This window comes from Acinetobacter sp. 1424608 (assembly GCF_000588255.1).
Taxonomy (GTDB): domain Bacteria; phylum Pseudomonadota; class Gammaproteobacteria; order Pseudomonadales; family Moraxellaceae; genus Acinetobacter; species Acinetobacter nosocomialis.
In genome coordinates, this window is record NZ_JFXL01000011.1 from 85,456 (window position 1) to 111,968 (window position 26,513).

A 26,513-nucleotide genomic window follows, 5' to 3' on the forward strand; every position below is an offset into this window, starting at 1 on the left:
GGCTAGCTTTCCTTTTTTTTATTTAGCCAACTTTGCCAAAGCTCTTTTTAAACGAGCTATCCCTTCATCAATATCTTGTTCAGGAATAATGAGTGAAGGTGTGAAACGAACTACGTTAGGCCCTGCGATCAAAGCAAGTAAACCTTCCTCACCTGCCCAAGTCGTAATATCTTTTGCTTTACCTGCATATTCAGCTTTTAATACGCAACCAATCAATAAACCTTGACCACGAATTTCATCAAAAACTTGATATTCAGCATTTAACGTATTTAATGCATCAAGGAAATATTGATGACGGTGTTTCACGCCTTCAAGTACTTCTGGTGTATTAATAAACTCAAAGACTGCGCCTGCAACTGCACTTGCCAGCGGGTTACCGCCATAAGTTGTGCCGTGTGTACCCACTGAAAAATGCGGCGCAAATTTGTCAGTTGTTAGCATTGCACCGACAGGGAAACCACCGCCCAGCGCTTTTGCAGTAGTGAGTACATCTGGAGTCACACCGTAGTTCATGTAAGCATAAAGTGCACCTGTACGGCCAACACCTGTTTGCACTTCATCAAAAATAAGTAAGGCACCAAACTGATCACACAGTGCACGTAAACCTTTTAAAAATTCGATATCAGCAGGAATTACCCCGCCCTCACCTTGTACAGGCTCTACAATTACTGCACAGGTTTGCTCATTAATAATTGCTTTAGCTGCTTCTAAATCATTATAAGCAACATGGCTAATGCCGTTTGGAAGTGGTGCAAAGTCTTGTGAATATTTTGGCTGACCACCAGCCGAAACGGTAAATAAAGTACGGCCGTGGAACGCGTTGTTAAATGCCACAATACCGCTTTTGCCTGCGACACCGCTGTCGAGTCCAACTTTACGAGCAAGCTTTAATGCTGCTTCATTTGCTTCTGCACCTGAGTTACAGAAGAATACTTTGTCTGCAAATGTATTTTCAGTGAGTTGTTTAGCAAGACGCAGTACTGGTTCATTGGTATAACCATTGCCGACATGCCAAAGTTTTTTTGCTTGTTCTGTTAACGCATTGACTGCCACTGGATGCGCATGACCTAATGCATTTACTGCAATCCCGCCTGCAAAATCGATATATTCTTTATTTTCTTGATCCCAGATACGTGAACCTTCACCACGTACCGGAATGAAATTTGCCGGTGCAAATACTGGAACCATCCAGTCATTAAAGTTGCTTCGAGTTACAGAAATTGGCTGTTCCATGCTTACCTCAGTATCTATTTAATTTATTTAATCTGTCTTACTGTCTTTAATTCATTTAGAAAAAGGGACTGAACAAATAACCCTATACATCCTTTATATTTGCTCAGCCCACTTTTCCTAAAAGGTAATTTCCTCAGATTAGCCTGGGAAAATACCGCGTTCTTTACGAGCTTTTAAGATACGCTCACAAGCCAAGATGTAAGCTGCTGTACGTAAAGTACAAGCATTCTTATTCGCTGTATTCCAAACGTCATCCATTGCTTGAACCATCAACTTGTCTAAACGTTCGTTGATTTCTTCTTCGCTCCAGAAATAGCTCGCCATGTCTTGAACCCATTCGAAGTAACTTACAGTTACACCGCCGGCGTTACATACAACGTCAGGAACAACAACAATGCCACGCTCAACCAATACATCTTCAGCTTTAGGATAAGTCGGGCCGTTCGCGCCTTCCAAAATCAACTTAGCTTTAAGTTTTTCAGCACGCTCAACTGTGATTTGGCCTTCTAATGCAGCAGGAATAATGATGTCTACTTCAGCAGTCCAGAAATCTTCATCTGCAATTGATTGTGCACCAGCAAAACCGCCAACACCTTGGTTTGCGTTTACGTGCTCACGTAATGCAACAAGATCAATACCGTCAGCATTAAAAATTGTGCCAGTGTGGTCTTGAACGTGAGTGATTTTTGCTTTTGATTCAACAAATAAGAAAGCAGCTTCACTACCTACGTTACCAAAGCCTTGTACAGCAACTTTCGCGCCTTCAATTGGTAAGTTGATTTTTGCAGCAACTTCACGGCCAGTAACGAATACACCACGACCAGTCGCTTTAACACGTCCTAAAGAACCGCCTAAGTGAACTGGTTTACCAGTTACAACACCAGTTACTGTGTGACCTTGGCTAGTAGAATAAGTATCCATCATCCAACCCATGATATTGGCATTTGTACCAACGTCTGGAGCAGGAATGTCTTTTTGAGGTCCGATAATATGACCAATTTCAGTCGTATAACGGCGAGTTAAACGCTCTAATTCACGAGTAGATAATTTACGTGGGTCAACACGGATACCACCTTTTGCACCACCAAATGGCAAGTTCAAAACAGCAGTTTTAATTGTCATCCATGCAGACAACGCCATCACTTCATTTAAATCAACATTTGGATGGTAACGAACACCACCTTTACCAGGACCGCGAGACAAGTTGTGTTGTACACGGTAGCCTTCAAAGTGCTGGATTGAACCGTCATCCATTACGATTGGTACATCAACAATAAGAGCACGCTTAGGGCGCTTTAAAGTATCGATATAATCAGCTAAGTGTTCTAGATATGGCGCTACACGGTCAATTTGTGCCAAGTAAGTTTGCCATGCATCGCTATGTTCGTTTACGTATGAAAGATCTGACATCTTTTTTCCTATATACCTACATAGACTCAGATGTGATAAATCCGTAGTCTTTATTATTCAGCAACCAAAACCTTGCAATAACAATGTTTTGATTTATTTATAAAATCTTCCGCTCTTCTAAAGCTTCAGACCTTTTAAATTCCATCTTGTGATATCAAAAGTAAGATTTACTTTTATATATCGATATCTTTTACAATCTTTCTCTTGCCTCATCTGCTGTTTATAAAAAATGTCTTTATAAAAGCAAAAGTTCCACCGCAATCAACTCAAACAAGTCGATTGGAAATAAGTGCAAAAGAGGTGACATAACCGTTTGGGAGTTAAAAAGAACTAGGGTTCATAAAACAAAAAAACCATAAGTCCATGAAATTATTTTTGACTAATCGATAGATCCCTCCATTAGTCTTTTTAAATAAAAATTGTTCAATAATACTGCAAGCTTCACATCACTACTCAAGCTGATTAATCGCGCTTTCATATAGACATAAAATCTTTAAGTAAATATAGCACAGAGCAAGATAATTTAGAACATTTTAAAATAAACAAGCAGAGAAAAAATAATCAATTTTCCCGAAATTTTATAATAAAAAAGTAACAAAGCCTAAAAAAAGCCTCAGCCATAATAATTTTATTTTATGGAAATTAAAAAAATATTAAAATTAAAAATGGTTAAAAAATTACCATTTAATAACAATAACTTAATTAACAAAAAATTTCAAAAATCCTTCAAATTTTTTAGAAAATTTCATAATATTTTTTTGTACAGTCTTATTTAAAATAAAAAATAGAAATATAAAAATTACACAACTATTAAATAATCATGTTAAACATATACTTATTTAAAGACTTATAATAATTAGCTATTAATAACATTCCGATAAATGGTTAATTTATGAATCATTATTTGAATTTATTATTAAAATAAAAAAAACATTTTTAAAAAAAATATATAAAAGTACTCTTCTATGCACAATTTATAGACATAAAAAAAGGTCCCATGAGGGACCTCTTATCAACCAAATTAAGCAATAAATAGGCTTAGTTTGGAGCACTCTCTTTCTTACGATAAAAGACAAAATAGCTGATATAACACAGTAAGATAAAGATAATACAGCAGATAAATCCAACCTGCATAGATGGATCAAACACCATACTGATACAAGTGACTATACAAAATAGCCCACCTACAATTGGAGTAAGAGGGAAAAGCGGAGCAGCGAAACGTAAATCTTTTGCTGTCTTTCCTGACTTATACCATTGTCTACGGAAGTTAAATTGTGAAATACAAATGGCAATCCAAACAACAACCATTGTAAAGGCAGCAACACCTAACAAATTTTTGAAAATTGTTTCTGGTGCAAACTGTTCTGAAAGCAACCCAGGAATAGCACCAAACATCGTCACAATAATGGCAACAATAGGTGTGCCAGATGGTGTAAGTTTAGCGAAAATTTTAGGTAATTGATTTTTTGCTGAAAGCGACCACATCATTCGTGATGCAGCAAATAAACCAGAATTGGCAGCTGAAAGCAGCGCCGTAATAATTACGAAGCGGATAATGTCTTCTGCATACGGAATACCAATATAATTAAATACTGTCACAAATGGACTACTGCTCACATCATTTGCATTAAGACCAGCAAGATGAAATGGAAGCAAAGAACAAATGACAACAATTGTTCCCACAAAGAATATGAGCAAACGCCAAATCGCTGCATTAATTGCCTTAGGTACAGTCTTTGCCGGTTCCTCCGCCTCACCTGCAGCAACTCCAATAAGCTCAGTACCAGAGAAGGCAAAGTTTACAATGAGCATGGTTGTGAAAATTGGGAATAAACCGTGCGGAAACCAACCTTGAGCCGTTAAATTGCTGAATAAAGGCGCTGTTTCATGTCCGTGATAAGGAATAAAACCAAAAATTGCCAATAAACCCAAAGTAATAAATACAATAATTGTTATAACTTTAATCAGAGCAAGCCAGAACTCAGATTCGGCAAATAAACGCGTTGAACTAATATTAAGGAAAAAGACAAGACCACCAAAAAACAAAGTCCACGCCCAAACAGAAGTAGATGGAAACCATTCCTTAACCAGCAAAGCTGCGGCAGTAAATTCAGTTCCTAAAGTGGCAGTCCAAGTCAACCAATATAGCCAGGTAATCATATAACCTGTGCCTGGACCAATATAGCGTCGTGCGTATTCACCGAAAGAGCCCGATTCAGGCACATGAACCGCTAGCTCACCAAGACAGAGCATAACGGTGTAGGCAATCAAACCGCCCAAGAAATAAGAGATAATTGCGCCAATTGGGCCAGCTTGAGCAATTACGTCGCCAGACCCTAAAAAAAGACCTGTACCTATGGCACCGCCAAGGGAGATCATCACCAAATGTCGAGTACTCATTGCTCGTTTCAAAGGTGCAGAACTTCCATGTTGCGATGCATCATTATTCCGATAATTTAATGATTGCATATAAAAAACTGTAACGACAATTTAGTAAAAAATCATTTTAGGAGAAAAAAATAAATATGCAATTATCTTTGAATAGTGAAGCTATTTTAAGCACCCCTTCTCAACACAAATAAAATTGCAATAAAAAACAATTAATTAATAGACTCCAAAGCAATCATTGTATTTTAAATAACCCAACAATATTTCTTTAATTTATATAAAACTAAAAACCATTAATTTTTAAATATAATAATTTTTCGCTTAATTTATCATGGCTACTTTTAGCCCTATCTTTATTTAAAAATTAATCGCATTATTTATTTAAATAATGACTTTTGATTTTATATACAAATAAATTAATAAAAAAATATTTTTTGAGCAAAAAATAAAGCCCAAATTTGAAGATTTGGGCTTTATTTAATCAGTAAATTAAAATTAATAACTGGTCAGTACAAATTGTTGCGATGGTTGAACTGAACCTTCAATGTAGTCACAAACGCCTTGCTCATCACAATCTAAATTAAATTGCTTGTAGCTCAATGCAAAAAAATCAGCATATTGTTTAATGACAAACGGACTCATATCCGAGCTTAATGCATCACCTTGTTTGAATAATTTAATAATTTTTCGGTCATTCATACCTAACAAATAAATTTCATTATTTAATTCAATATGTGCAACTCCAGTCTGCTCTGTCACAATCGGGATCAGATACGATGTGTTTGCTAGCACAACATCTATAGCATAAGCTTCAAGCTTTAAATTAATTAAATTGAATACCAAGACTGTATCAGAGTGAGTCTGCAAACCTTTTTTATAAGTTGCAGCTTGCTGAATGTACTGAATTTTAATTCCAAGCTTTTGAAAATCGTGCTCAGTTGCCTGCTTTGTTTTTAAAAGACTACGTGTAATCGCTTGTTTGAGCGGGTTATCTAAATAACGTTCATCTAATTGAAAATCATTTTGACGTAAAATTTTTAATAACATGCTGTCATGGTATGTCAGCACATTCGCAAGTACATTACGGTAATAGAATTTACTTTGTTTTTTGATTTTACGCACATGTTGATAGAAATACGTTTCATCAAATTCATGCTCAATAAAATCATGTAACAGACTTGAGCTTGCCAATACTGATAAAGCTTCATGCCCTGTAAAAGGTAAATGAACCGTATGTAAACTTGGCAATAGCTCTTTTATTTTTAAGTAATGTTCGCGATCGACAGCAAAGTAAGGGTCATAAACAATAATATATTCACGACTTGCATCTACATCTTGCTGTTGAATTTGCATATCTTTATTTGCAACAGCATCAAAGAATTCAGCATAGCGGCGGTCTTCGACCTGTTCAGGGTCAATTGAATATTGAGGTACAAATGCAACGATTCGATTCATGTTTAAAAGGTTCGAATACTTGATTGCTGCATAGCCGCCCATTGAGCCGCCATAACCTACAATATTTTTAAAACGCTGAATAATAGGCAAAATGGCTTTGGTCATTTCAACCATACTGGCTTTTGGGAACCATGATTTTTGTTTTGGCATAATCCCAATAACATTGTATTGGTACTTTATTAGAGACTTTTCAGCATTGATAGATAAGCCACTCGCTCGGGTAATCAAATCGCCAAAAGAGAGAACTAATGTATTAGAATCGCCTTGTAAAAAAATGGCTCTAATGTGTTCGTCTTCAAAAATAATTTGCTTATCCATGCTCACACCGAAAGAAAATTTACTCCCACATACATCGTCAAAAATGAAACAAAATAGGTGTTTTGCCAATTTATGATTGCGGAGTATCTTATTTTATAGATGCCAGTCAGATTAAAAAGCGCAAAATATGACACAATCCTTACATCCTGCCGCTCAAAAAGGATTCAGCTCCGCTGCGGAGCTTTATCAGCAAGTTAGGCCGAATTATCCAGCAGAAATAGTCAGTTGGCTGCAAGAACGTCTCCAAATACATGAAAATTCTACTGTTATTGATCTTGGCTCAGGTACTGGCAAATTCTTACCCTACTTAAAACAAACACGTGCCAATATTATTGCAGTAGAGCCAATTGGCGAGATGTTACAACAGCTTCAGCAAGCCTATACTGATATTAAAACTTTACAGGCATTTAGCCATGCTATTCCGGTAAACGATCAACAAATTGATGCGGTCATTTGCGCTCAATCTTTCCATTGGTTCGACAACATGGAAACACTGACCGAAATCCATCGAATATTAAAACCGCAAGGACATTTAGGTCTCGTTTGGAATCAGCGTGATAAGCGTACAGACTGGGTGAAAGCCTTAGCAGATTTTTTACTACCTCTTGAAGGCGATACGCCGCGTTATCATAGTGAAAAGTGGAAAAAGGTTTTTGAAAACCAAAATTTATTTAGTTTTGACAGTTTAGAAACTTTTCCGCAATCACAGCATGGTACTGTCGAACAAGTGGTGAGTAAAAGATTACTCTCTACAAGTTTTATTGCAGCAATGACTGAAAAAGATCAATTACAGCTCAAAGCTCAATTTGAGAAAATTGTTTATGATTTTACAGGCCTAGGCCCACAAGATCAGATTGATTTTCCATATGTCACATATGCATATCACTTTCAAAAAAGTACGTCGTCAAATCATAGAGAATAGGTTCGGTTGAAAGCTATGTTTAAAAAAACGCCTCATATCATTTTAATGTCTTTGCTCAGCTCTAGCCTATTATTGACTGCTTGTAAAAAAGCAGATGAACCAGCAAAGACTCAGCAATCTCATACAAGTTCATCTACTGATCAGGTGATGGAAAAGCTCAATGAAAGGCCTGTTAAAAAGTTCACAGCCACTGCTGACGATGCGCATGATATTGCTTTATTAGAAGACTATGACCGTCGCTTTACTGAAATGAGCGATGAAATGGAAACTGAGTTAGAAAAAATGCATGCGGCAGGTACACTCACCACAGAGTTTGAACAAAAACGTACACTTGATAATGTTCGCTCAGCATTGACCATGTTAAAAGACCTCGACTTAAAAACTGAACAAGGTCGCTATATTCAAGGCTTACTTTATCAATATTGGGAAAATCAAGAAAAACACATCAGTGATAAACAGGCCAATAAAGATGAACAAGTCAATCAACTTGCTGACTACTTACAAGCTCAGAACCAGTTGAAATACTGGAAAGCTTCACAGCAGCATTAATTTTATAGTGTGCAATAAAAAGCCTTCTGAACAAGAAGGCTTTTTAATTTATATATTTTGTTTTTCAACCCAATGAATCGATTGAACACGGAATAACTCACAAGCACCATCACCTGTATCACTTGAGGTTAAAGATGATCGCCAAACTAAATTTTTATCTTTAATTTCGACCAATTCACCTTTGAGGTATACCAAGTCACCGCGTTTAACTTGTTTAATTTGTTGAGCAATTTGAGGACTCGCAGGAATGATGTGCATATTAGACACCATTTGCATCGCTTGCTCAGCAGGTACAGGAAGCTTACTCATTTTCCAGTTTAAATAGCGGTCATACTGTTTAACTGAAATGGTACGAGCAATATCTGGTTGAGCAAATAACCCCCAACTTACCGCATAATCGATCGGTGAAAACTTAGCTTGTTCATCATTTTTATAAATTTTTGAACCTAAAATTCTAAAATTGCCTTGAAATGGCTGTAACACAGAAATTGACTGATCTTTTTCAATCGGTAACAAACCATTTGCAATATTATATTCACCAGAAGTAGAGGCCGTCGAAGCAAAAGCTGAGCTGATACATAAAGAGGCCAATAAGCCTAACATTACATGTTGTTTTTTCATCGCTTTATACCTCAAATATTACTAGATCAAATGCAGCAGATCTCTAATTTATAGTAGCTCTAAGCGATGAAAAAAATATCGGTATTTAGTAACAATACAGATCAATTTCGTCTATTTTTGTGCTTAATTAAATTGATTGTTAATCTTCAAAATCAATTCGCAACGTTTCAAAGCGTACCTTTCCTTCTTTTATTGCTTGAGCAATTGCTTGCTGTCCTTTGGTTAGACGAGCTCCCCCACTTTTAATATCAAGCAAGATAATCTGGATATCCTCGGCAGTTCCATCTCCATCTCTAAAATCGGTATAGCCATCAAAAATAACGTAATCAACCGGGTCACCCAGAAATTTGGCATCACTTGGTAAGTATTGAAACTCAGGTAAAATCGGAGCAAATTGTTCTGCCATTTTACCTTTTAATACAGCGCGGCTTGTATTCACACTCCGCTTTTGTGCCTGGGCAAGCGTCTGTTGATGCTCAAGCTCTAACTCTGCAATATATTGCTCGTATTCAGCCTTGATTCGACCATTACGGGTATTTGATAAAATAAGCGTTGTGATAATAATACCAATACCAGCACCTATAAGCATGGCCAGCCATACGGACATAAATTTTCCTTAATAAATTACATATCATCACGGTAGATGAGCAATCATATCTAAAATTACGAACTAGCTTAAACTTTTGTCAAAGGCAGTCATCTACTTCTCATAAAAAGATGCTAAGGTATAAGCAGAACAAGTGTGCTGCTGAATATAACTGAATTTATGAAAACGATACTTATTGCAAATCAAAAAGGTGGATGCGGAAAAACCATGACAGCCATTACGTTGGCAACAGCTTTGGCACAAAAAGGATATAAAGTAGCGTTAGCGGACTCTGATAACCAAAAATCTTCCTTACAATGGTTAAAGCAACGTCCAGAAAATGTAGCTGCAATTCAAAGCCTTGATTGGCGCCAAGAAAAATCTATTGGTGATGCACCTAAAAATTTAGATTATTTAATTATTGATGCACCCGGCGCTCTTTCAGGCGACCATGCTGAACAATTAGTCAGCGAAGCTCATGCCATTATTACACCACTTCAACCTTCATTTTTTGATATCGACAGTACACGTCGTTTTCTCAAGCATTTGCAGGATATTAAACGTATTCGCAAAGGAAAAGTACAAATTTTACTGCTTGCAAATCGAGTTAAACCGAATAGTGCTAGCTCAAAAGATATTCAGCAATTTTTTGAAAAAATCGAACATGAACCGATTGCATGGATTGCAGAGCGTAGTGCTTATGGCAGTTTAGCAATGCAAGGTTTGAGTGTGTTTGATAAACCACAAAAAAACTTTATTGCAATTCAAAGCCAGTGGCAGCCACTTTTAAATAAACTAATCGAAGATAAGTCCGAGTGGTTTTAAAAATAACTTTTTCATTTTTATTGAGCAGAAATGTATAGATCAGCATTTCTGCCTAAAATTTGCCTCAGGTCATTTTTCAGTTAATATGACCCCATTCTATTTAAATAATTAGAGAATTTTTGTTCGTGCATCCATACGCTCCTACTTTACAGCGCGTTTTATTGTTTGGGCTGTTTTTCATCCTGTTATTTTTAGGATTTAACATCCTGAAGTACTTTATTGTACCTGTAGTTTGGGCTGCGATTATCGCCTACATGACTTGGCCAATTTATTTAAGAATTCAGCGTTTTTTTGGCGAAAACCGTAATAATTTAAATGCCACAGTCATGATTAGCTTTGTTATTTTAGTTGTTGGTGTACCCCTGATCTGCGCTATTTTTATTTTGCAACATGAAGGTCGCAATCTCTATCTTGATTTACAGCGTCAGGTTTTTTCTGGTCATTTAAGCGTACCTGATTTCATTAAAAATCTTCCTTTTATTGGCAAAGAAATAACCAGAACACTAAATGATATAAACACCGACCCAAATAGTACGATTCAGAGTATTGCAGCTTGGATACAAAGCCATTTAAGTTATGGGCGAGTTTTAATCAATGAAATTAGTAAAAATCTCGTCAAACTTGGTTTTGCAATTTTAAGTCTTTTCTTCTTTTACCGTGACGGTCACACGATCTTAACTCAAGTGAGTAAAGCCTTAGAAATGGTGATTGGCCTACGTATTCACCATTATCTAGATACAATTTCAGAAACAACCCGTGCCGTTGTCTATGGTGTCGGTTTAACTGCAATTGCTCAAGCAGTCCTTGCTGGATTAAGTTATTTCGTCGCTGGTGTACCCAATCCAATGGTGCTCACGATTGCGACGTTCTTATTAGCACTCATTCCCTTCGGTACCCCTGTTTCCTATTTAGGTGTTGGTCTATGGCTGTTTTCACAAGGGCAAACCATGGAAGCCATTGGCGTGGTTTTATGGGGTGTTCTGATTGTAAGTAGCTCAGACAATGTGATTCGCCCACTTGTAATTTCTGGTGCAACTCAAATTCCGTTTTTACTGATTATGTTTGGTGTACTGGGTGGTATTGCGAGTTTTGGTTTAGTCGGTTTATTTATTGGCCCTGTTATTTTAGCTGTTTTATTAGCGATTTGGCGTGAATGGCTTCATGAAACGATTGATCCTGAACCCATGCCTAAAACGACCATGATTTATGATTCGGATGATGATTTACCACCATCTAAAAATTAAGCCAATGATTTAAAAATGTTTCAGGATACAAAGTGACTATTTAAATTAACTTGTAGGGTTTACAGGCCTTTGCTTGAATAAAAAAATCAGATTTATATCTATAAGGACATCTAATAATGCCAGTATTAAATAAAATGAGTGCAGTATGTGCACTAACAGCTTTATTAACAGTTGGTTGTAGTACGGTAAGCAAAACAGTATCTGATACGACTCATGCATTAACGACAATGCATACCAAAAAAGTAGTCGATGTAAATGAAGTCACAGCTAATGGGATTGGTAAAAAAATCGGGACGATTAGCTTTCAAGACAGTGATAAAGGCTTAATTATTACCCCTGCTTTAGCAGATTTACCAAGCGGTACTCGTGGTTTCCATATTCATGAAAATGCATCGTGTGCTCCTGCTGTTAAAGACGGAAAACCAGGTGCTGCTTTAGCTGCGGGTAGTCACTATAACCCTAATCAAGCACCACATCATGGTACGCCAACTACCGGACACTTGGGCGACTTACCAGCATTAGTCGTCGACAGCACTGGTGTTGCTACTACCGCTGTTATTGCGCCACGTTTAAAACTTGCTGACATTCAAGGTCGTGCAATCATGATTCATGCGGGCGGTGATAACTATTCAGATTCTCCTCTACCTTTAGGCGGTGGCGGAGCACGAATTGCCTGTGGCGTAATTCAATAATTTGTTATTTTTTAAATTGTAGGTATCTAAAAAGATATCCACAATTTTGTTATTTTATTAAGCAGTTTAGACAAATTAATTATTATAAAATCTTAAAAACAAACTGACTTTTTTAAATAAAACGCATAATATTTTTCAAGTAATAAAAATTTAAATATCCCTTATCACGTACCCTCTCATTTAGAAAAAGCCGTGAATTATTTGACTCAAATATTTAATCGTTTTAAAGCGAATTCAATTTTAATTTACTGTCTGCAAATTTTAATTGTACTCACAGGCACAACTTTAGGCTTACTGTGGTTGGGCCATAACGAACTCATTGTTCCTGTAACGTTAGGTGCGATTGCCGCAGCACTAACCGATTTTGACGATCGCTTAAGTCTTCGTTTACGCAACTTACTGTATGTCTGCCTACTCTTTTTTACTGTCAGCACTATTCTTGGATTTTTAGCACCCTATAAACTTTTATTTATTTTATATCTTTCAATTTCAAGTGCTTGTTTCATTTTATTGGGCGCCTTAGGTCAGCGCTACGCTACCATTTCTTTTGGTACAATTTTACTTTCAATTTATAGCATGTTTGGTTTAGGAGAGTATGCTCACTGGTATCAACAGCCTACTTATTTTGTCTATGGCGCACTGTGGTACGGCCTAACATCTATTTTATTTTTTCTTTTAAAACCAACCCTTCCTTTACAAGATAAGCTTTCGCAAATTTTTGAAGAAATCTCTGCCTTACTTCAAGCTAAAGCGCGCTTGTTCGATCCAGACAATAGAGAAAATGTTGAACAGCTTTTATTTGAATTATCACTACAAAATACGCAAGTCGCGCAAAGCCTTAACCAAATACGTAGCTCCCTGCTTACTCGCCTTAAGGCATCACGAGTCAGTAATAAAAGTATTTACTGGTTAAACCTGTACTTTTTTGCCCGCGATATACATGAACAAGCGACTTCTAATTATCTACACTACGAACATATTCAACAAAATTTTAGCCGTAGTGATCTTATTTTCCGTTTTCAAAAAAATCTGCGTTTACAGGCCCAAGCTTGCCACGATTTAGCCAAATGTATTTTGCATAACCAGCAATATCAGTCTTCTCAAGAAGGACAAATTGTTTTAAACCATTTGGAAAGTTCTTTAAAAGACTGGATACAACAGCACCCGCAAAATTTTGAAGTTAAAAATCTAAAATTGATTTTTAATAATTTAAAAGGCATGCATGAACAATTTGAACAGCTTCAATATGCGCAGCCGTTTAATGAAACGCTAAGTCAAAACAAACAAGAACACCTCAATTTGCTAGATGATGATATTCAAGGTTTTTCTGACCTTGTATTAAAAATTCGGCAGCAACTAACACCACAATCTGCCCTATTTAGACATGCAATACGAATTGCGGTTGTGTTTGCTGCGGGTTACGCAATTTCTCTATTACCTTTTGCCCAACATGGCTACTGGATTTTACTCACTAGTTTATTTGTTTGCCAAATTACTTACTTTGCAACCAAAAGCCGTTTAAAACTTAGAACAATTGGAACCTTACTTGGCGTTTTATGGGGTATTCCTATTTTGTATTTTGTTCCAAGCATTGAAGGTCAACTCATTCTCACTATTATTTGTGGAGTTAGCTTTTTCTACTTGCGCCAGAAGAAATATGCGTTGGCAACACTGATGGCAACCTTAATGGTATTGCTCATTTTCAACTTAAAAGGCGCAGGTTTTAGTATTATTTTACCTCGTCTAATCGACACCTTATTAGGCTGCTTTATTGCATGGCTTGCTGTTAATTTTATATGGCCAGACTGGAACTTTCGTAATATTCCAAACAATATTAAAAAAAGTAGCCAAGCCACCCTGGATTATTTCAATGTGATTGTTGAGCAATACCAGCATGGTAAAAATCAGGACATTGAATATCGTAGAATTCGCCGTGCTGCACATAATGCACAAATTGAGCTCTCGAATATGATTTCGAGCTTAAGTGCTGAGCCCAACCCAAAACCAGAGCTGATTCATTACGCCTTTCGTTATTTAGTTTATAGTCATAGCCAGTTGAGTTATGTCGCAGCATTAGGTAGCCAAAGACAAAAAATTGAAGATCAACAGGTATTACAGCTTTTACTGGATTGCCAGCAAATTCTTAACCAAAGTTTATTTGAACAAGTTTCTGTTGACTTGAATTTTATTGAGCAAACTTTAAAGCAAATTCAAAGCTTAACAACTCATGAAGACTTTTCAGAAAGCTACACGCTCGTGTTAAAACAAATGAGCTTACTATTAGAAACCTTGCCTGAGTTGTTGACCCTTAAAAACAAACTTTTAGAGCAAGAAATTAAGTAGAATAAAAAATACCGGAATATAAATTCCGGTATTTTTTTAATGTAAATTTTGTGCAACTCTTTCCTGCATTTCCTCTTTTAAGGCCAAGCGTGGTTGAGTAAACCACAGTGCGATAAATGCAAAAGCAGATAGCACGAAAGCCCATAAGTGAAATTGAGTATAGAGATAACGTACAAGCTCAATCATTGCAAAAAAGCTCGTCATTAATAGCATTGAAACAGCAGCAGCTACAGTTCCTTTCGACACTTCAGATGACATCAGTGCAAAACGGTACAACACTGAAAAGCTAATTCCTTCACCAAAGCAAATGAGTGTCATACCCGTAAGCAAACAAGGAATTAAATAGGTTTGCCAGACAACGCCTAATATTAAAATGAGTGTACCAGTGAGCATAATTGGTAAACCAATTAGGACTGTTCTACCTAAAGCCAAACGGTCAATAATTTTAATTAAAACGATGTTACCTACAATTAAACCTAAAAATACTGGGAATTGAGCTAATCCATATTGCACACTCGTTAGCTTGAGCTCATCGACCAAAATAATTGGCGATAATGCAATCCAAAGCATAAGCGGCATACCGACAAGCGGTAAGGCTAGCGTTAAACCAAGGAATTGCCGATTGCTAAATACTTTTTTAAAGTCATCAAAAAGATAACTAAAAGGCTGTTTGGTCACACTTACCTTCTGACTCGGCATTTGTTTCTTTAAGCCAACCCAACTCAGCAGTGCAAGTAAAGCAATTGCCACAAAACCCCAGTGCCAAGATACATAATCAATTAAGAAAGCTCCAAGTACAGGTCCTAGCAAGGGTGCAAGTAATGAGATATTTGCCATGAGTGCCATGACTTTAATTGCATCACGTTCGGCAAAATTTTCTTGAATTGCCGCATATCCGACTGCTGAAATTACACTTAGCCCAATACCTTGTAGAAAACGTAGCGTCAGAAAGTGTTCGATTTGTTTTGTTAATAAAATTAAAAAACAACACAAGGCAAAAAATAATACACCAGTTAAAAGAACTTTCTTACGGCCCAATCGGTCTGATAAAGGCCCAAGTAACCATGCAACAGATGCACCACCTAATAAATAAAATGACATTGAAGACGGTGCCCAAGTTGCACTCACACCAAAATCTTCAGTAATTGCCAACATAGCTGGCTGAATCAGGTCATTACCAATATAAACCGCAAATTCAAATAGCACTAAAGCTAAAGGAAACATCAACGTTGTACGGTTCAACGCTGTCGTTTGAATATTTTTCATGAGTTGTACACTTCAAAATAGCGGCCACTATGTCTCAGCGACTACATATTGAAATAAATTATGTAGTCATGACGATGACAGTATGGTCAGTCAATCTTTAGTTAAGTTGTTATATGCCGTGAGAGTGCATGTTTAGAATGTGAAACACCGTATTCACAAGGTGTCTAAAACGAGAAAAATGTATGACGTGAGATTCGGTAATTTTTACCATCTGGCATAATTGCCGGATGACACAATATCACTTTTCAAATTGATCATCAATCGGACAATTCCAACAATTTTAAATTCTATATTTTAATGATGACGAACTCATTTTTATATTGTGAATAACCCTAAAGTTATCCACATATTCAATAGAGATTCAGCTTTAAGGACAAGGATTAACTTGAAAGTCTGCTGTTTCCTCGCCTTTTGTACATTGATAACTTTGTTTTTTATTCACGATTTTCCAAACAGTCTGATCTTTTTTTAATAAATACTCAGTACGTGTTTTCGAAACAGCATCTTCACTCGGCTCTGTCTGCAAAATAGTGACTTGAGCATTAGAAGCATCATCCAAAGCATTCATTTGCTGTGAAATACTTAAATTACTTGCGTTATTTAAAAGGTTTGGTTGATCGATCAAAACAGCTTGTATCGGACTATTAGCTTGAGGTGTAGGTGGGTTTGTATTCGGTGTACATGCACTCAGAACCAATAAATTACACATCATGAGTAAACCAATTTTTTTCATACTCAACTCCACCACAACTTCACCTTGATGCTAAAGGCTACAAACAATTTTTTCCGTTCAACTTTGTAAAATATATCTTTCAAGTAAAGCATAAATACAATATATCCAGTCCATATTAGTGATTTTTACTCAATAATATTTTTCCAATTACTGCATTTTTCTCTAAGAGTATCTTCTCTAAAGTATCGCTCAAGTTTAAGAATTGAATTAGAGAAACTTCCATGAGCAATATTTTAGTCATTAATGGCGCTAAACAATTTGCGCATTCAAATGGTGAATTAAATGACACACTCACGGCATTGGCAACGGACCATCTCACTGAACTAGGCCATGACGTACAAGTCACTCGTGCAGATAGCGACTACAATGCAGAAGCTGAGGTAGAAAAATTCTTATGGGCAGATGTCGTGATTTATCAAATGCCCGGCTGGTGGATGGGTGCACCGTGGACTGTAAAAAAATATATTGATGATGTATTTACGACAGGTCACGGTTCATTATATACAAACGATGGTCGTAGCCGCTCTGATACCTCAAAAAAATATGGTTCAGGTGGTTTAATTCATGACAAGAAATATATGCTGTCACTCACTTGGAATGCACCGATGGAAGCATTTAACGATGCGGATCAGTTCTTCCACGGCGTTGGTGTAGATGGTGTTTATTTACCATTTCATAAAGCCAATCAGTTTTTAGGTATGAGTACTCTGCCAACTTTCATTGTAAACGATGTGATTAAAATGCCTGACATTGATAGTTACGTTGAAGAATATAAAGCACACCTAAACACTGTATTTGCAGCAGCTTAATAAGGAGAACACAATGCTTACCATTATTGCGGAAATTCGTACTCAATCGGGCGAACAGCACCGCCAAAACGTATTGGATGCATTTCAGAAAATCATTCCAACTGTTTTAGCAGAAGAAGGTTGCCATGGTTATGAACCTTTAATTGACCATAAATCAAATGCGAGCTTCCAGACTCAAGAGCCTGACACGATTGTTATGTTAGAAAAATGGGAAAGCGTGGCTCATCTTGAAGCACACTTAGCTACACCTCATATGCAAGCGCATCATGAAGCAGTCAAAGATGATGTCGTTGATGTCAAAATTAGAATTTTAGAGAGTGGCGCATAATTTAAAGGGTATAAAAAAGACGATATATTTATCGTCTTTTTATTTTTATAAGCAAAGCTGTGTCTGGAAACCTTTAGTATTTTTTCCTCTCGCACATTGGTAGCTCTTTTGCTTATTTTGCAATTGCCACTTTTCATCGACTAATTTAAATGAATATTCTGTACGAATAGCTGAAACAGAGTCATCCATTAAACCTGTTTGAATGACCGTAATACGAGAAACAGTCGGAGACTCTACACGGTTAAACACTTGCTGAACTGAGGTGTTATTGTGCTCTTTTACAATCTCAGGTTGAGCTTTAAGTACTTGTTGCATTGGAGTTTCCGAACCCACAAATGGAATTAATTTACTGGTCGTCGCACACCCAGTGAAAAGTCCAGCACAAAGTGCCGAAATTAAAAATAAACGTTGCATCTTTATCACCAAAACAAAAGGCATAGCTTTATGATGCTATGCCTTGCTCGGTTACTCTGTAGAAACTATGTAGTTGTAAGTATGGCTACTCTTTTACAGACCAAATATTTGTTCTTGCTTACTCAACTTTAATGACAATCGTTTGATAAAATTAACTTCAAATACACATAACAAATAGGGTCGTTATGCAACTGACTTATGCGGGACAAGTTTTCTTGGTGGTCGTTGCAGTTTTGATGATTTGGTCATTTGTACTCGCCAAGTTTTGGGTCAAGCGTTTAGCTAAAAATCGTAAAAGTAGTAAATTTGAATTTGCTTATTTATTTGCCGTGGTTTTTAGTATTAGTGCTTTATTTTTCCCATTTACTTATTGGGTTTCTCAGGCAGTCTACGGCTTAGCAACCAAACCAACTTACGATGCAACTGTAGTGAGTTATACTTCTGAATGGGTAGATACTGAACGCACAGACTCAAATGGGCGTAAATATAAAACTAAAACACTCATGCATACTGCTCAGGTTCAATTTAAAGATAATCAAAATAGAACTCTAACTTTAGATAATTCAGTTCGCTCTGTTGATATGCCTGTAGTTGGTGAACATATTACTGTTGTTTATGAATCTGGTGATCACACAGCGCAAGAAAAGAGCTGGCGAACAATTCTATTGTTCGCAGCCGCTTTATTTATGCTATTTATTTTAGGTTATGTGTTGCTCATGATTATTGCCTACAGTCTAAAGCACGACATGGAACCCTACAAAACATTTGCTAGCATGTTAATTTTTAAAGTCACGCTTCCACTTGGAACAATGGCGATGTTTTCGATGTTGTCTTATTCTATTTTTGCCTATTTCTTTTTAGGTAATCCAAGGGATTTACCTCTATGGGCCATTGTGCTTTGTAGTTTTTTTGCTCTTAGTCTTTTACCGTTGATTTATCATATTCTGACAGGTTGGAAAGCGTACAAGAAATAAAAAAATTAATAAAAAAGCGCATCTTACGATACGCTTTTAGCAGAACTTCTTTTATTTAATAAAGCATTAGAGATCAAATAATTTACCCGGGTTCATAATACCTTTCGGGTCAAATACTTTTTTCAAAGCTTTCATATATTCAATTTCTTCAGGAGAACGCGAATATTCCAAATATGGCTTTTTCGTCATACCTACGCCATGCTCAGCAGAGATTGAACCATCGTATTTTTTCACGGTATCAAATACATATTTATTTACCACCTGACATTTCGCAAAGAACTCATCTTTGGTTAAGTTTTCAGGTTTCAAAATATTTAAGTGCAAGTTACCGTCACCGATATGACCGAACCAGCAAATTTCAAAATCAGGATAGTTCTCTTGAACAATTGCATCAATCTCACGAATAAATGCAGGTACGTGAGTAATTAATACAGAAATATCATTTTTGTATGGAATAAACGGTGCAATAGATTCAGAAATATCTTCGCGTAAACGCCATAAACTCTCTACTTGATCAAGGCTTTGGCTCATCACGCCATCAAGTACCCAGCCCTGCTCCATACAGTGCTCGAAAATTTCCATTGCTTTGTCGATAATCGGCTCGTATGGTGCTTCAAACTCAAGCAATACATAGAACGGACATTCGGTTTCAAATGGACGTTGTACATGACCATTGTTTAAAACTTTTTGCATTGCAAGTTCACCAAAGAACTCAAATGCTGTTAAGTCGATATCTTTTTGGAACGCATGTAATACAGGCATCACTGCATCAAAATCAGGAACACCTAAAACTAAAACTTGTAAGTTTTGTGGTTGACGCTCAAGTTTAATTTCTGCTTCGGTCACTAAACCTAATGTACCTTCACCACCAATAAACAAATGCTGTAATGCATAACCAGTTGCATTTTTAACCATGCCTTTGTTTAAACGTAAAATGTCGCCTTTACCAGTAACAACAGTTAAACCAAGCACCCAGTTACGTGTCATGCCATATTTAATGACTTTAATACCGCCAGCATTGGTACCAATATTACCGCCAATCTGACTAGAACCTGCTGATGCAAAGTCAACCGGATAATACATACCTTGTTCTTCTGCATAATTCTGCAATTGCTCAGTCACAACACCAGCTTGAACACGCACCATACGGTCTGCCGGGAAGAACTCAAGAATTTGGTTCATTTTGTCCATACTAATGACAATTTCACCATTGGTTGCTACTGCGCCAGCAGAGAGACCAGTACGGCCACCAGATGGCGTAATCGCGACATTAAACTGGTTCGCAAGTTTTACAACTGCCTGAACTTGTTCAGTCGTTGATGGAAAAACGATGACCGATGGGTTCGGATTAAAATGCTTGGTATGATCTTTACCCCAGTTTTCGAGACTATCAGCATCGGTTTTAATACGGTTTTCACCGACGATTGCTGTTAATTGGGTGAGTAACTCAGGTGTTAAAGCGACTGGAGCATTCATCGTTTGCAGACCTAGCAAGAAGTAAACTGTGGTGGGACTATGACCTCATATTCTCAAGGTTTTCACCTGAGCAAAGCCATAATGTTCAAGGAACTTCTATATTCTACATGTAACCGCACAAGCGATAAAGTTCATAATAGAGATACTGTCACTACAAAACATGTTTAAAACCAATAAATGTGTTTTTATCAGGCTCCGAAGGAAAATCTAAGCCTTTAAGAATACCAAGCATATTTCATAGCGCTCGGCAAGCCATAAACAGAAGTGATTAGACATAGATAAAATTGCCATAAGGCGATGGTATAAACGAAATATCTATAGCGCTGCCCAGTATGTTATTATACCGCCACCAAATTTGGCCTTTGTAGCGGAGCCGTAATGAGCCAACATCTTTCACTACCTAAAGATAAAATCCGTTTCCTTTTGTTAGAAGGCGTTCACCAAAACGCAGTCGATACTTTAAACGCTGCGGGTTACACCAATATTGACTATCGTAAAACTGCTCTTGAAGGCGAAGCGCTTAAAGAAGCAATTAAAGATGCTCACTTTATTGGTATTCGTTCGCGTACCCAATTGACTGAAGAAGTTTTCGAAGCTGCAAATAAATTGATCGCAGTAGGTTGTTTCTGTATCGGAACAAACCAAGTTGATCTCAAAGCAGCAATGGCACGTGGTATTCCTGTATTCAACGCACCATATTCAAATACGCGTTCGGTAGCAGAGCTTGTACTTGCTGAAACAATTCTTCTTCTTCGCCGTGTTCCTGAAAAGTCAGCGGCTTGTCATCGTGGTGGTTGGGACAAATCTGCTGTGGGTTCTTTTGAAACTCGTGGCAAAACTTTAGGTATTGTGGGTTACGGTTCCATCGGTTCTCAACTTTCAGTTCTTGCTGAAAGCATGGGTATGCATGTTATTTATTATGATGCAGTCACTAAGTTACCAATGGGTAATGCTCGCCAAGTGGGTTCTTTAGATGAACTTTTAGCAACTGCTGATGTTGTGACTTTGCATGTACCAGATGTTCCGTCTACACGTAACTTCTTTACTAAAGAACAATTTGCAAAAATGAAAGAAGGCGCAATCTTCTTAAATGCTGCACGTGGTACATGTGTAGTAATCGAAGATTTAGCTGATGCAATCAAATCTGGTCACCTTGCTGGTGCAGCGGTTGACGTATTCCCTAAAGAACCAAAAGCAAATGGCGAAGAATTCCAGTCTCCACTTCGTGGTTTAGACAACGTGATCTTGACTCCTCACGTTGGTGGTTCAACGATGGAAGCTCAAGCAAACATCGGTTTAGAAGTAGCAGAGAAATTCGTTGCTTACTCTGACAAGGGTATGACACTTTCTGCGGTAAACTTCCCAGAAATCGCATTGCCATTAACGGCGGGTCAACACCGTTTACTACACATCCATAAAAACGTACCGGGTGTATTGTCTAAAATCAACAACTTGTTTGCTGAACAAGGCATCAACATTTCTGGTCAGTCTCTTATGACTAAAGGTGACATTGGTTACCTCATTATGGATGTTGACGCTTCTGCATCTCAAGAAGCTTTAGATACATTACACGAAGTTGAAGGCACAATTCGCGTACGCGTATTGTTCTAATTCGAACTGTAAATTTAAAAGCCACAGCATTGTCTGTGGCTTTTTTATGGGTATTTACATTATCATGTGAAAAGTATACCAATTGATCAAATAATAAAATGTCCAGTCCAAGCCAGAAATCCCAGCTCCATGCTTTGGGCTTCCTTATTCTTGCTATGTTGAGCGTCCAAAGTAGCGCATCGTTAGCTAAAGTTTTATTTCAGAGCTTTCCCGTTTTGACAGTGTCTGCAATGCGTTTATGTATTGGAGCGTGTATTCTGGCTTTTATTTTTAAAATCTGGCGGATTAATTTTAGTCAGGTTCGATGGAAAGCGATTTTGGCTTATGGCTTTGCTCTTGCAGGCATGAATGCTCTTTTCTATTTATCTCTTGAACGTTTGCCGATCGGTATTGCAGTTGCATTTGAATTTATTGGCCCATTAAGCGTGGCTTTATATCACGCGCGCCAAAAATATGATTTTGTATGGGTCACTTTCGCAATTCTTGGGCTCATTTTATTATTTCCTTTTAATCAAGCTCATAGCTTGGATTGGATCGGCGTTTTATTTGCAATGAGTGCAGGCGCATGTTGGGCGCTTTATATTATTGCAGGACAAAAACCTTCTGGAATTTCAGGTAATCACACCGTTTGCTTGGGTATGGCTATAGGTGCTTGCATACTTTTACCAATTACATTTTTTTCAGGCTCAATTGCTCAAGTTATAGAGCTGCCCTATCTTTTTTATTTTATTGGCTTAGCAATTTTGGCCAGTGCGCTTCCGTTTTCTTTAGAAATGTTAGCACTACGCAATTTAACCCCACTAAGCTTTGGAACATTGATGAGCCTAGAACCTGCAGTTGCAGCCCTTTCTGGCTTTATATTTTTAGGCGAATATCTGTTATGGAACCAATGGTTGGCGCTCGCAACAATTATTACTGCTTCCGTCGGTTGTACCATAACGACTCAAAAAGCTCGTCAACAACGTGAAAAAACAGCAGGTTAACGCTATAAAACCTGCTGGTTAAAACACAATATTGGCTATAATTAACCACTCTTATTTTTTAAATATCAAATGAAGCGTTAAGGTAAGTCCATGCAAAATCTTTCAATTATTGCTGTGCTATACATGATTTTGTCGATGGTCTCATATCAAATCAGCGCCTCATTTGCCAAGCAACTTATTGCAGCTTTGGACCCTCTTACCGTTACTATCTTAAGGTTATGTTTTGCCACAGTTATTGTTGCGGTCATGTTTCGCTCTTGGAAAATCTGGTCGCGCTTACCCTACTTAAAATGGCGTGATTTATTGATGTACTGTGCATCTTTAGGGTTAATGAATATTTTATTTTATACGTCGCTTGGAAAACTACCTCAAGGGATTGCTGTTGGATTAGAGTTTATTGGTCCATTAGGTCTTGCGCTTCTTTCGATTAAACAAAAGAGCGACTACATTTGGGTAGCGCTTGCCATGTTAGGTATTGCACTTATGGTACCTTGGCAAAACCCAGTTCAGCACCATTTCTCATATATAGGTGCAGCATGTGCTCTAGGTGCTGGGCTTTGCTGGGCGTTCTATATTTATTTCGGCCATAGAGTTGTGACTCAGAATATAGGAATGCATGCATTAACAATTGGAATCGGCGTATCTGCACTTGCATTACTACCAATTGGTATTTGGCATAATGCAACTGCATTACTTGAGACACAGTACTGGGGTAAAGCATTACTTATCGCTGTTTTAGCGACTGCAATTCCCTATGCACTCGACTTAATGGCACTCAAACAACTCAATAAATTAACTTACGGCACTCTAACGAGTTTAGCGCCAGCATTGGCAGCATTAACGGGTTTCCTATTACTTCATGAAGAAATCAGCATGCTGCAATGGGTGGCTTTGGCTTGCGTAATGCTGGCCTCGATTGGAGTTACTTTAAGAAGTACTAAAAAAGCTGCATAGGTTTAATCTACTGCTGCTTTTTATACTTTTTATATTCCTTTAAATATTTATTGCCGAGCGTTTCTTTTTCACTGTCTTTAAGAATTTTTCCAGCTTGTTGAAAAAATTTATGCTCTTCTTCTTTTAAATGATGATGAACTTTTTCACTTAACTGTCTGGCAGTGGCCAACCAGCTTGGGCTACTCATATCCGTTTTTTCAAGCTGTTCAACCAACTCATCCATTTCATGATGTTCAGATAAGGCATGTCGAGTAATATCCAAACCCACATCGTCAAACATTAAAGGGATATACAAATAACGGTCCTCGGCAACTGAATGAGCATAGAGTTCATTTTTTAATGCATCAAATAATTGTTTTCGTTCTTCAGTTAAACCATGAGTCTGGATTAATTGTTCAGAAAGGTTACGTTGATTTTCATGGCTTTCTCTTAATGCTTCGAAAATATTCATTCTCTTCCTCATTTTTTAGCTAAAAAATCTTTTTTATTTCAAGGTTTATGATACGTTGAAATTTATATTGTTTACGTAGCTTAAAATGAGACTATTTTTTACACAGTTCTCTTTCTAGTAAATTTCTGTAATGATTTTTATATTTCGAATTTTAAATGATACATAAAAGTATGAACCGAACTCAAAGACAGCTCATACTTTCAATACTATTTTAGCCGGTGATAAAAATTTGATACCCTAAACGGCAAATCAAGATACTGACTAAAATTAAAAAGATAATACGGACAAAACCACTACCGTATTTAAGCGCGGTACGCACCCCAACAATAGAACCAATAACGTTTGCAGCTGCCATCATTAAACCGATATGTAAAATAGCGTGACCAGTTGGAATCAGAAAACTCAAAGCAGCAAGATTCGTCATGAAGTTACCGATTTTTGACAATGCTGAAGCATGTAAAAAATCGACTTGTAAAAAGCGGATAAAGAAAAAGATAAAGAAACTACCCGTACCCGGCCCAAAAATACCGTCGTAAAAGCCAATCGCCAAACTACCAATACCTGCTAAAACTAGCATTTTCGTAGTAATTTTTTGCTCAGTATGAACTTGACCAAAGTTCTTTTTTACTAAGGTATAAATAGCAATTACGATCAGCATTACAAACACAAAAGGGCGTAATACAGATTGTGGAATAAGTGATAAGCACGCTGCACCAGCAAATGAACTAATGAGAGCACAAATGGCAATGACTGCCAAAAGCTTCCATTGCAACCTCACTCTTTTTGCAAACGTATACGCCGCCGATGCCGTACCAAAAATCGATGAAACTTTATTTGTACCAATAACCGTTGCAGTCTGCATGGACGGGAAAGTACTCATAATGCCGGGAATCTGGATGAGTCCACCGCCACCAACGGCAGCATCAATTGCTCCCGCAGTAAACGCAAAAAAGATCAAACTAAGGATAACATCCCATTCCATGCCCATGCTCTATACTCTACATCTACTACAAATTTAAGATACGCTTAGGTACCAACCGTTTTTTATCAGTAATCTCAGCCAAACCTAAACAGCGTTCACCCGAAAAAACCAAAACTTCTGCTTCCGCAGAATGATCAATATTGCTTTCTAAACCATTGCAAAAATATTTTTCCCTTCCTTCAGGAACCTGAATTTTTAAGAAATGGTCAATTGGCGCATACACTGGTAGTAACAAAGTTTCTCTTTGCTCTTCCGTTAAGCTTTCTAAATATTCAATGGTATAACTTGGGATTAACTCAAAATGCCCCGTTTGAATACGGTGAAGTATTGTCAAATGACCACCACAGCCAAGTGCCTCACCAATATCTTCACCTAGCACACGAATATATGTTCCTTTAGAACAGGTTACATCTAGAGTGATACTATTTTCGGTAAATTCAATAAGCTCTAAAGCATAAATCGTAACTGGGCGCGCTTCACGTTCAATCTCGATTCCTTTTCTGGCAAGCTCATATAACGGCCTGCCCTCTTTTTTTAACGCCGAATACATCGGTGGAACTTGTTGAATATCTCCCCTAAACTTTTCTAAAGTTTGCTCAATAAGCTCTTTGCTAAGAACAGGAATAGGACGTTCTTGTAAAATATCGCCTTCAACATCGCCTGTTGTTGTAGTTTGGCCTAATCGAACAGTCGTCTGATAACGCTTTGTCGAGTCAAGCAAATAATGTGAAAACTTAGTGGCCTCTCCTAGACAAATAGGAAGTAAACCAGTCGCTAATGGATCTAATGCGCCAGTATGGCCTGCCTTTTGGGCACGGTATAGCCAACGCACTTTTTGCAAAGCGGCGTTTGAACTGAGCCCTAATGGTTTATTTAATAGAAATACACCACTGATATGGCGACGAGAAATTTTTTGATTTTTTGTCGTCATTTTTACTGGAAC

The 26,513-nt window shown here is 37.4% G+C and carries 25 protein-coding genes; 12 read left to right on the forward strand and 13 right to left on the reverse strand.

All coding sequences use genetic code 11. The annotated features are described in order from the left end of the window. Window positions 1–18: 18 nt before the first annotated feature. From J678_RS15755 to J678_RS15770, 4 genes are all read right to left on the reverse strand, one after another. On the reverse strand, window positions 19–1,233 hold the full coding sequence (locus J678_RS15755; protein WP_031955948.1) for an aspartate aminotransferase family protein: 1,215 nt from the start codon (window positions 1,231–1,233) through the stop codon (window positions 19–21). 138 nt (window positions 1,234–1,371) lie between these two features. Further along, window positions 1,372–2,643, reverse strand: coding sequence for a Glu/Leu/Phe/Val family dehydrogenase (locus tag J678_RS15760; protein WP_002048804.1), 1,272 nt, complete (start codon window positions 2,641–2,643; stop codon window positions 1,372–1,374). A gap of 1,038 nt (window positions 2,644–3,681) precedes the next feature. Next, a complete protein-coding gene (locus J678_RS15765) occupies window positions 3,682–5,115 on the reverse strand; it encodes an amino acid permease (protein ID WP_004711738.1) in 1,434 nt (477 codons plus the stop codon). A 414-nt stretch (window positions 5,116–5,529) separates the two neighbouring features. Continuing rightward, complete coding sequence (locus J678_RS15770; protein WP_031955950.1) at window positions 5,530–6,807, reverse strand: hypothetical protein; 1,278 nt, start codon at window positions 6,805–6,807, stop codon at window positions 5,530–5,532. Window positions 6,808–6,934: 127 nt separating this feature from the next. Between J678_RS15770 and J678_RS15775 the strand changes: the two genes are divergently transcribed. Then, entirely contained in the window at window positions 6,935–7,729 is a 795-nt protein-coding gene (locus tag J678_RS15775) for a class I SAM-dependent methyltransferase (protein ID WP_031955952.1), read from the forward strand. Between the two features lie 15 nt (window positions 7,730–7,744). Beyond that, window positions 7,745–8,278 (forward strand): hypothetical protein, encoded by a 534-nt coding sequence (locus J678_RS15780; RefSeq protein ID WP_006582574.1) that lies wholly within the window; start codon window positions 7,745–7,747, stop codon window positions 8,276–8,278. Between the two features lie 48 nt (window positions 8,279–8,326). Here the strand turns inward: J678_RS15780 and J678_RS15785 are convergent, their stop codons facing one another. Both J678_RS15785 and J678_RS15790 read right to left on the reverse strand, forming a co-directional pair. Further along, window positions 8,327–8,899 (reverse strand): hypothetical protein, encoded by a 573-nt coding sequence (locus J678_RS15785; RefSeq protein ID WP_006580734.1) that lies wholly within the window; start codon window positions 8,897–8,899, stop codon window positions 8,327–8,329. 139 nt (window positions 8,900–9,038) lie between these two features. Continuing rightward, window positions 9,039–9,506: a Holliday junction resolvase-like protein gene (locus tag J678_RS15790; RefSeq protein ID WP_031955954.1), complete on the reverse strand. Its 468-nt coding sequence runs from the start codon at window positions 9,504–9,506 to the stop codon at window positions 9,039–9,041. Between the two features lie 159 nt (window positions 9,507–9,665). On the opposite strand from J678_RS15790, the gene J678_RS15795 reads away from it, so the two are divergent. From J678_RS15795 to yccS, 4 genes are all read left to right on the forward strand, one after another. Beyond that, a complete protein-coding gene (locus J678_RS15795; RefSeq protein WP_002048798.1) occupies window positions 9,666–10,310 on the forward strand; it encodes a ParA family protein in 645 nt (214 codons plus the stop codon). Between the two features lie 125 nt (window positions 10,311–10,435). Next, window positions 10,436–11,554, forward strand: coding sequence for an AI-2E family transporter (locus J678_RS15800; RefSeq protein WP_002048810.1), 1,119 nt, complete (start codon window positions 10,436–10,438; stop codon window positions 11,552–11,554). A 116-nt stretch (window positions 11,555–11,670) separates the two neighbouring features. Beyond that, entirely contained in the window at window positions 11,671–12,246 is a 576-nt protein-coding gene (sodC, locus tag J678_RS15805) for a superoxide dismutase family protein (RefSeq protein ID WP_004884652.1), read from the forward strand. A 192-nt stretch (window positions 12,247–12,438) separates the two neighbouring features. Next, a complete protein-coding gene (yccS, locus tag J678_RS15810) occupies window positions 12,439–14,589 on the forward strand; it encodes a YccS family putative transporter (RefSeq protein ID WP_031955955.1) in 2,151 nt (716 codons plus the stop codon). Between the two features lie 36 nt (window positions 14,590–14,625). Here yccS and J678_RS15815 read toward each other — a convergent pair whose 3' ends face one another. Beyond that, window positions 14,626–15,855 (reverse strand): MFS transporter, encoded by a 1,230-nt coding sequence (locus J678_RS15815; protein WP_031955956.1) that lies wholly within the window; start codon window positions 15,853–15,855, stop codon window positions 14,626–14,628. Between the two features lie 367 nt (window positions 15,856–16,222). Then, window positions 16,223–16,588: a hypothetical protein gene (locus J678_RS15820; protein ID WP_031955957.1), complete on the reverse strand. Its 366-nt coding sequence runs from the start codon at window positions 16,586–16,588 to the stop codon at window positions 16,223–16,225. Window positions 16,589–16,809: 221 nt separating this feature from the next. Here J678_RS15820 and J678_RS15825 point away from each other — a divergent pair, with 221 nt between their 5' ends. After that, a complete protein-coding gene (locus J678_RS15825) occupies window positions 16,810–17,397 on the forward strand; it encodes an NAD(P)H-dependent oxidoreductase (RefSeq protein ID WP_031955958.1) in 588 nt (195 codons plus the stop codon). Between the two features lie 13 nt (window positions 17,398–17,410). Then, entirely contained in the window at window positions 17,411–17,725 is a 315-nt protein-coding gene (locus J678_RS15830) for a putative quinol monooxygenase (protein ID WP_004884660.1), read from the forward strand. 45 nt (window positions 17,726–17,770) lie between these two features. Here J678_RS15830 and J678_RS15835 read toward each other — a convergent pair whose 3' ends face one another. Continuing rightward, window positions 17,771–18,139 carry a hypothetical protein gene (locus J678_RS15835; RefSeq protein WP_031955959.1) on the reverse strand — a complete coding sequence of 123 codons (369 nt, stop codon included), beginning with the start codon at window positions 18,137–18,139 and terminating at the stop codon, window positions 17,771–17,773. Between the two features lie 185 nt (window positions 18,140–18,324). Here J678_RS15835 and J678_RS15840 point away from each other — a divergent pair, with 185 nt between their 5' ends. Then, entirely contained in the window at window positions 18,325–19,113 is a 789-nt protein-coding gene (locus J678_RS15840) for a hypothetical protein (RefSeq protein ID WP_031955960.1), read from the forward strand. 66 nt (window positions 19,114–19,179) lie between these two features. Here J678_RS15840 and J678_RS15845 read toward each other — a convergent pair whose 3' ends face one another. After that, window positions 19,180–20,589: an FAD-binding oxidoreductase gene (locus J678_RS15845; protein WP_002051720.1), complete on the reverse strand. Its 1,410-nt coding sequence runs from the start codon at window positions 20,587–20,589 to the stop codon at window positions 19,180–19,182. Between the two features lie 378 nt (window positions 20,590–20,967). Between J678_RS15845 and serA the strand changes: the two genes are divergently transcribed. The 3 genes from serA (at window position 20,968) to J678_RS15860 (ending at window position 24,137) form a co-directional block, all read left to right on the forward strand. Beyond that, window positions 20,968–22,200 carry a phosphoglycerate dehydrogenase gene (gene serA, locus J678_RS15850; RefSeq protein WP_002051786.1) on the forward strand — a complete coding sequence of 411 codons (1,233 nt, stop codon included), beginning with the start codon at window positions 20,968–20,970 and terminating at the stop codon, window positions 22,198–22,200. A gap of 98 nt (window positions 22,201–22,298) precedes the next feature. Next, complete coding sequence (locus J678_RS15855) at window positions 22,299–23,183, forward strand: EamA family transporter (RefSeq protein ID WP_004884668.1); 885 nt, start codon at window positions 22,299–22,301, stop codon at window positions 23,181–23,183. Window positions 23,184–23,273: 90 nt separating this feature from the next. Continuing rightward, window positions 23,274–24,137, forward strand: coding sequence for an EamA family transporter (locus J678_RS15860; RefSeq protein WP_031955961.1), 864 nt, complete (start codon window positions 23,274–23,276; stop codon window positions 24,135–24,137). 7 nt (window positions 24,138–24,144) lie between these two features. On the opposite strand, the gene J678_RS15865 is transcribed toward J678_RS15860, so the two are convergent. The 3 genes from J678_RS15865 to truB all read right to left on the reverse strand — a co-directional run bounded on the left by J678_RS15865 (window position 24,145) and on the right by truB (window position 26,501). After that, window positions 24,145–24,588: a hemerythrin domain-containing protein gene (locus J678_RS15865; RefSeq protein ID WP_002051715.1), complete on the reverse strand. Its 444-nt coding sequence runs from the start codon at window positions 24,586–24,588 to the stop codon at window positions 24,145–24,147. Window positions 24,589–24,799: 211 nt separating this feature from the next. Next, window positions 24,800–25,576 carry a sulfite exporter TauE/SafE family protein gene (locus J678_RS15870; RefSeq protein WP_079377473.1) on the reverse strand — a complete coding sequence of 259 codons (777 nt, stop codon included), beginning with the start codon at window positions 25,574–25,576 and terminating at the stop codon, window positions 24,800–24,802. 19 nt (window positions 25,577–25,595) lie between these two features. Then, a complete protein-coding gene (truB, locus tag J678_RS15875; protein ID WP_004711706.1) occupies window positions 25,596–26,501 on the reverse strand; it encodes a tRNA pseudouridine(55) synthase TruB in 906 nt (301 codons plus the stop codon). Between the last annotated feature and the right edge of the window lie 12 nt (window positions 26,502–26,513).

Bases quoted from the DNA above. Each gene is read 5' to 3' on its own strand.
- J678_RS15755 (WP_031955948.1), bottom strand. From the start codon at position 1,233: ATGGAACAGCCAATTTCTGTAACTCGAAGCAACTTTAATGACTGGATG.
- J678_RS15760 (WP_002048804.1), bottom strand. From the start codon at position 2,643: ATGTCAGATCTTTCATACGTAAACGAACATAGCGATGCATGGCAAACT.
- J678_RS15765 (WP_004711738.1), bottom strand. From the start codon at position 5,115: ATGCAATCATTAAATTATCGGAATAATGATGCATCGCAACATGGAAGT.
- J678_RS15770 (WP_031955950.1), bottom strand. From the start codon at position 6,807: ATGGATAAGCAAATTATTTTTGAAGACGAACACATTAGAGCCATTTTT.
- J678_RS15775 (WP_031955952.1), top strand. From the start codon at position 6,935: ATGACACAATCCTTACATCCTGCCGCTCAAAAAGGATTCAGCTCCGCT.
- J678_RS15780 (WP_006582574.1), top strand. From the start codon at position 7,745: ATGTTTAAAAAAACGCCTCATATCATTTTAATGTCTTTGCTCAGCTCT.
- J678_RS15785 (WP_006580734.1), bottom strand. From the start codon at position 8,899: ATGAAAAAACAACATGTAATGTTAGGCTTATTGGCCTCTTTATGTATC.
- J678_RS15790 (WP_031955954.1), bottom strand. From the start codon at position 9,506: ATGTCCGTATGGCTGGCCATGCTTATAGGTGCTGGTATTGGTATTATT.
- J678_RS15795 (WP_002048798.1), top strand. From the start codon at position 9,666: ATGAAAACGATACTTATTGCAAATCAAAAAGGTGGATGCGGAAAAACC.
- sodC (WP_004884652.1), top strand. From the start codon at position 11,671: ATGCCAGTATTAAATAAAATGAGTGCAGTATGTGCACTAACAGCTTTA.
- J678_RS15815 (WP_031955956.1), bottom strand. From the start codon at position 15,855: ATGAAAAATATTCAAACGACAGCGTTGAACCGTACAACGTTGATGTTT.
- J678_RS15820 (WP_031955957.1), bottom strand. From the start codon at position 16,588: ATGAAAAAAATTGGTTTACTCATGATGTGTAATTTATTGGTTCTGAGT.
- J678_RS15825 (WP_031955958.1), top strand. From the start codon at position 16,810: ATGAGCAATATTTTAGTCATTAATGGCGCTAAACAATTTGCGCATTCA.
- J678_RS15830 (WP_004884660.1), top strand. From the start codon at position 17,411: ATGCTTACCATTATTGCGGAAATTCGTACTCAATCGGGCGAACAGCAC.
- J678_RS15835 (WP_031955959.1), bottom strand. From the start codon at position 18,139: ATGCAACGTTTATTTTTAATTTCGGCACTTTGTGCTGGACTTTTCACT.
- J678_RS15840 (WP_031955960.1), top strand. From the start codon at position 18,325: ATGCAACTGACTTATGCGGGACAAGTTTTCTTGGTGGTCGTTGCAGTT.
- J678_RS15845 (WP_002051720.1), bottom strand. From the start codon at position 20,589: ATGAATGCTCCAGTCGCTTTAACACCTGAGTTACTCACCCAATTAACA.
- serA (WP_002051786.1), top strand. From the start codon at position 20,968: ATGAGCCAACATCTTTCACTACCTAAAGATAAAATCCGTTTCCTTTTG.
- J678_RS15855 (WP_004884668.1), top strand. From the start codon at position 22,299: ATGTCCAGTCCAAGCCAGAAATCCCAGCTCCATGCTTTGGGCTTCCTT.
- J678_RS15860 (WP_031955961.1), top strand. From the start codon at position 23,274: ATGCAAAATCTTTCAATTATTGCTGTGCTATACATGATTTTGTCGATG.
- J678_RS15865 (WP_002051715.1), bottom strand. From the start codon at position 24,588: ATGAATATTTTCGAAGCATTAAGAGAAAGCCATGAAAATCAACGTAAC.
- J678_RS15870 (WP_079377473.1), bottom strand. From the start codon at position 25,576: ATGGGCATGGAATGGGATGTTATCCTTAGTTTGATCTTTTTTGCGTTT.
- truB (WP_004711706.1), bottom strand. From the start codon at position 26,501: ATGACGACAAAAAATCAAAAAATTTCTCGTCGCCATATCAGTGGTGTA.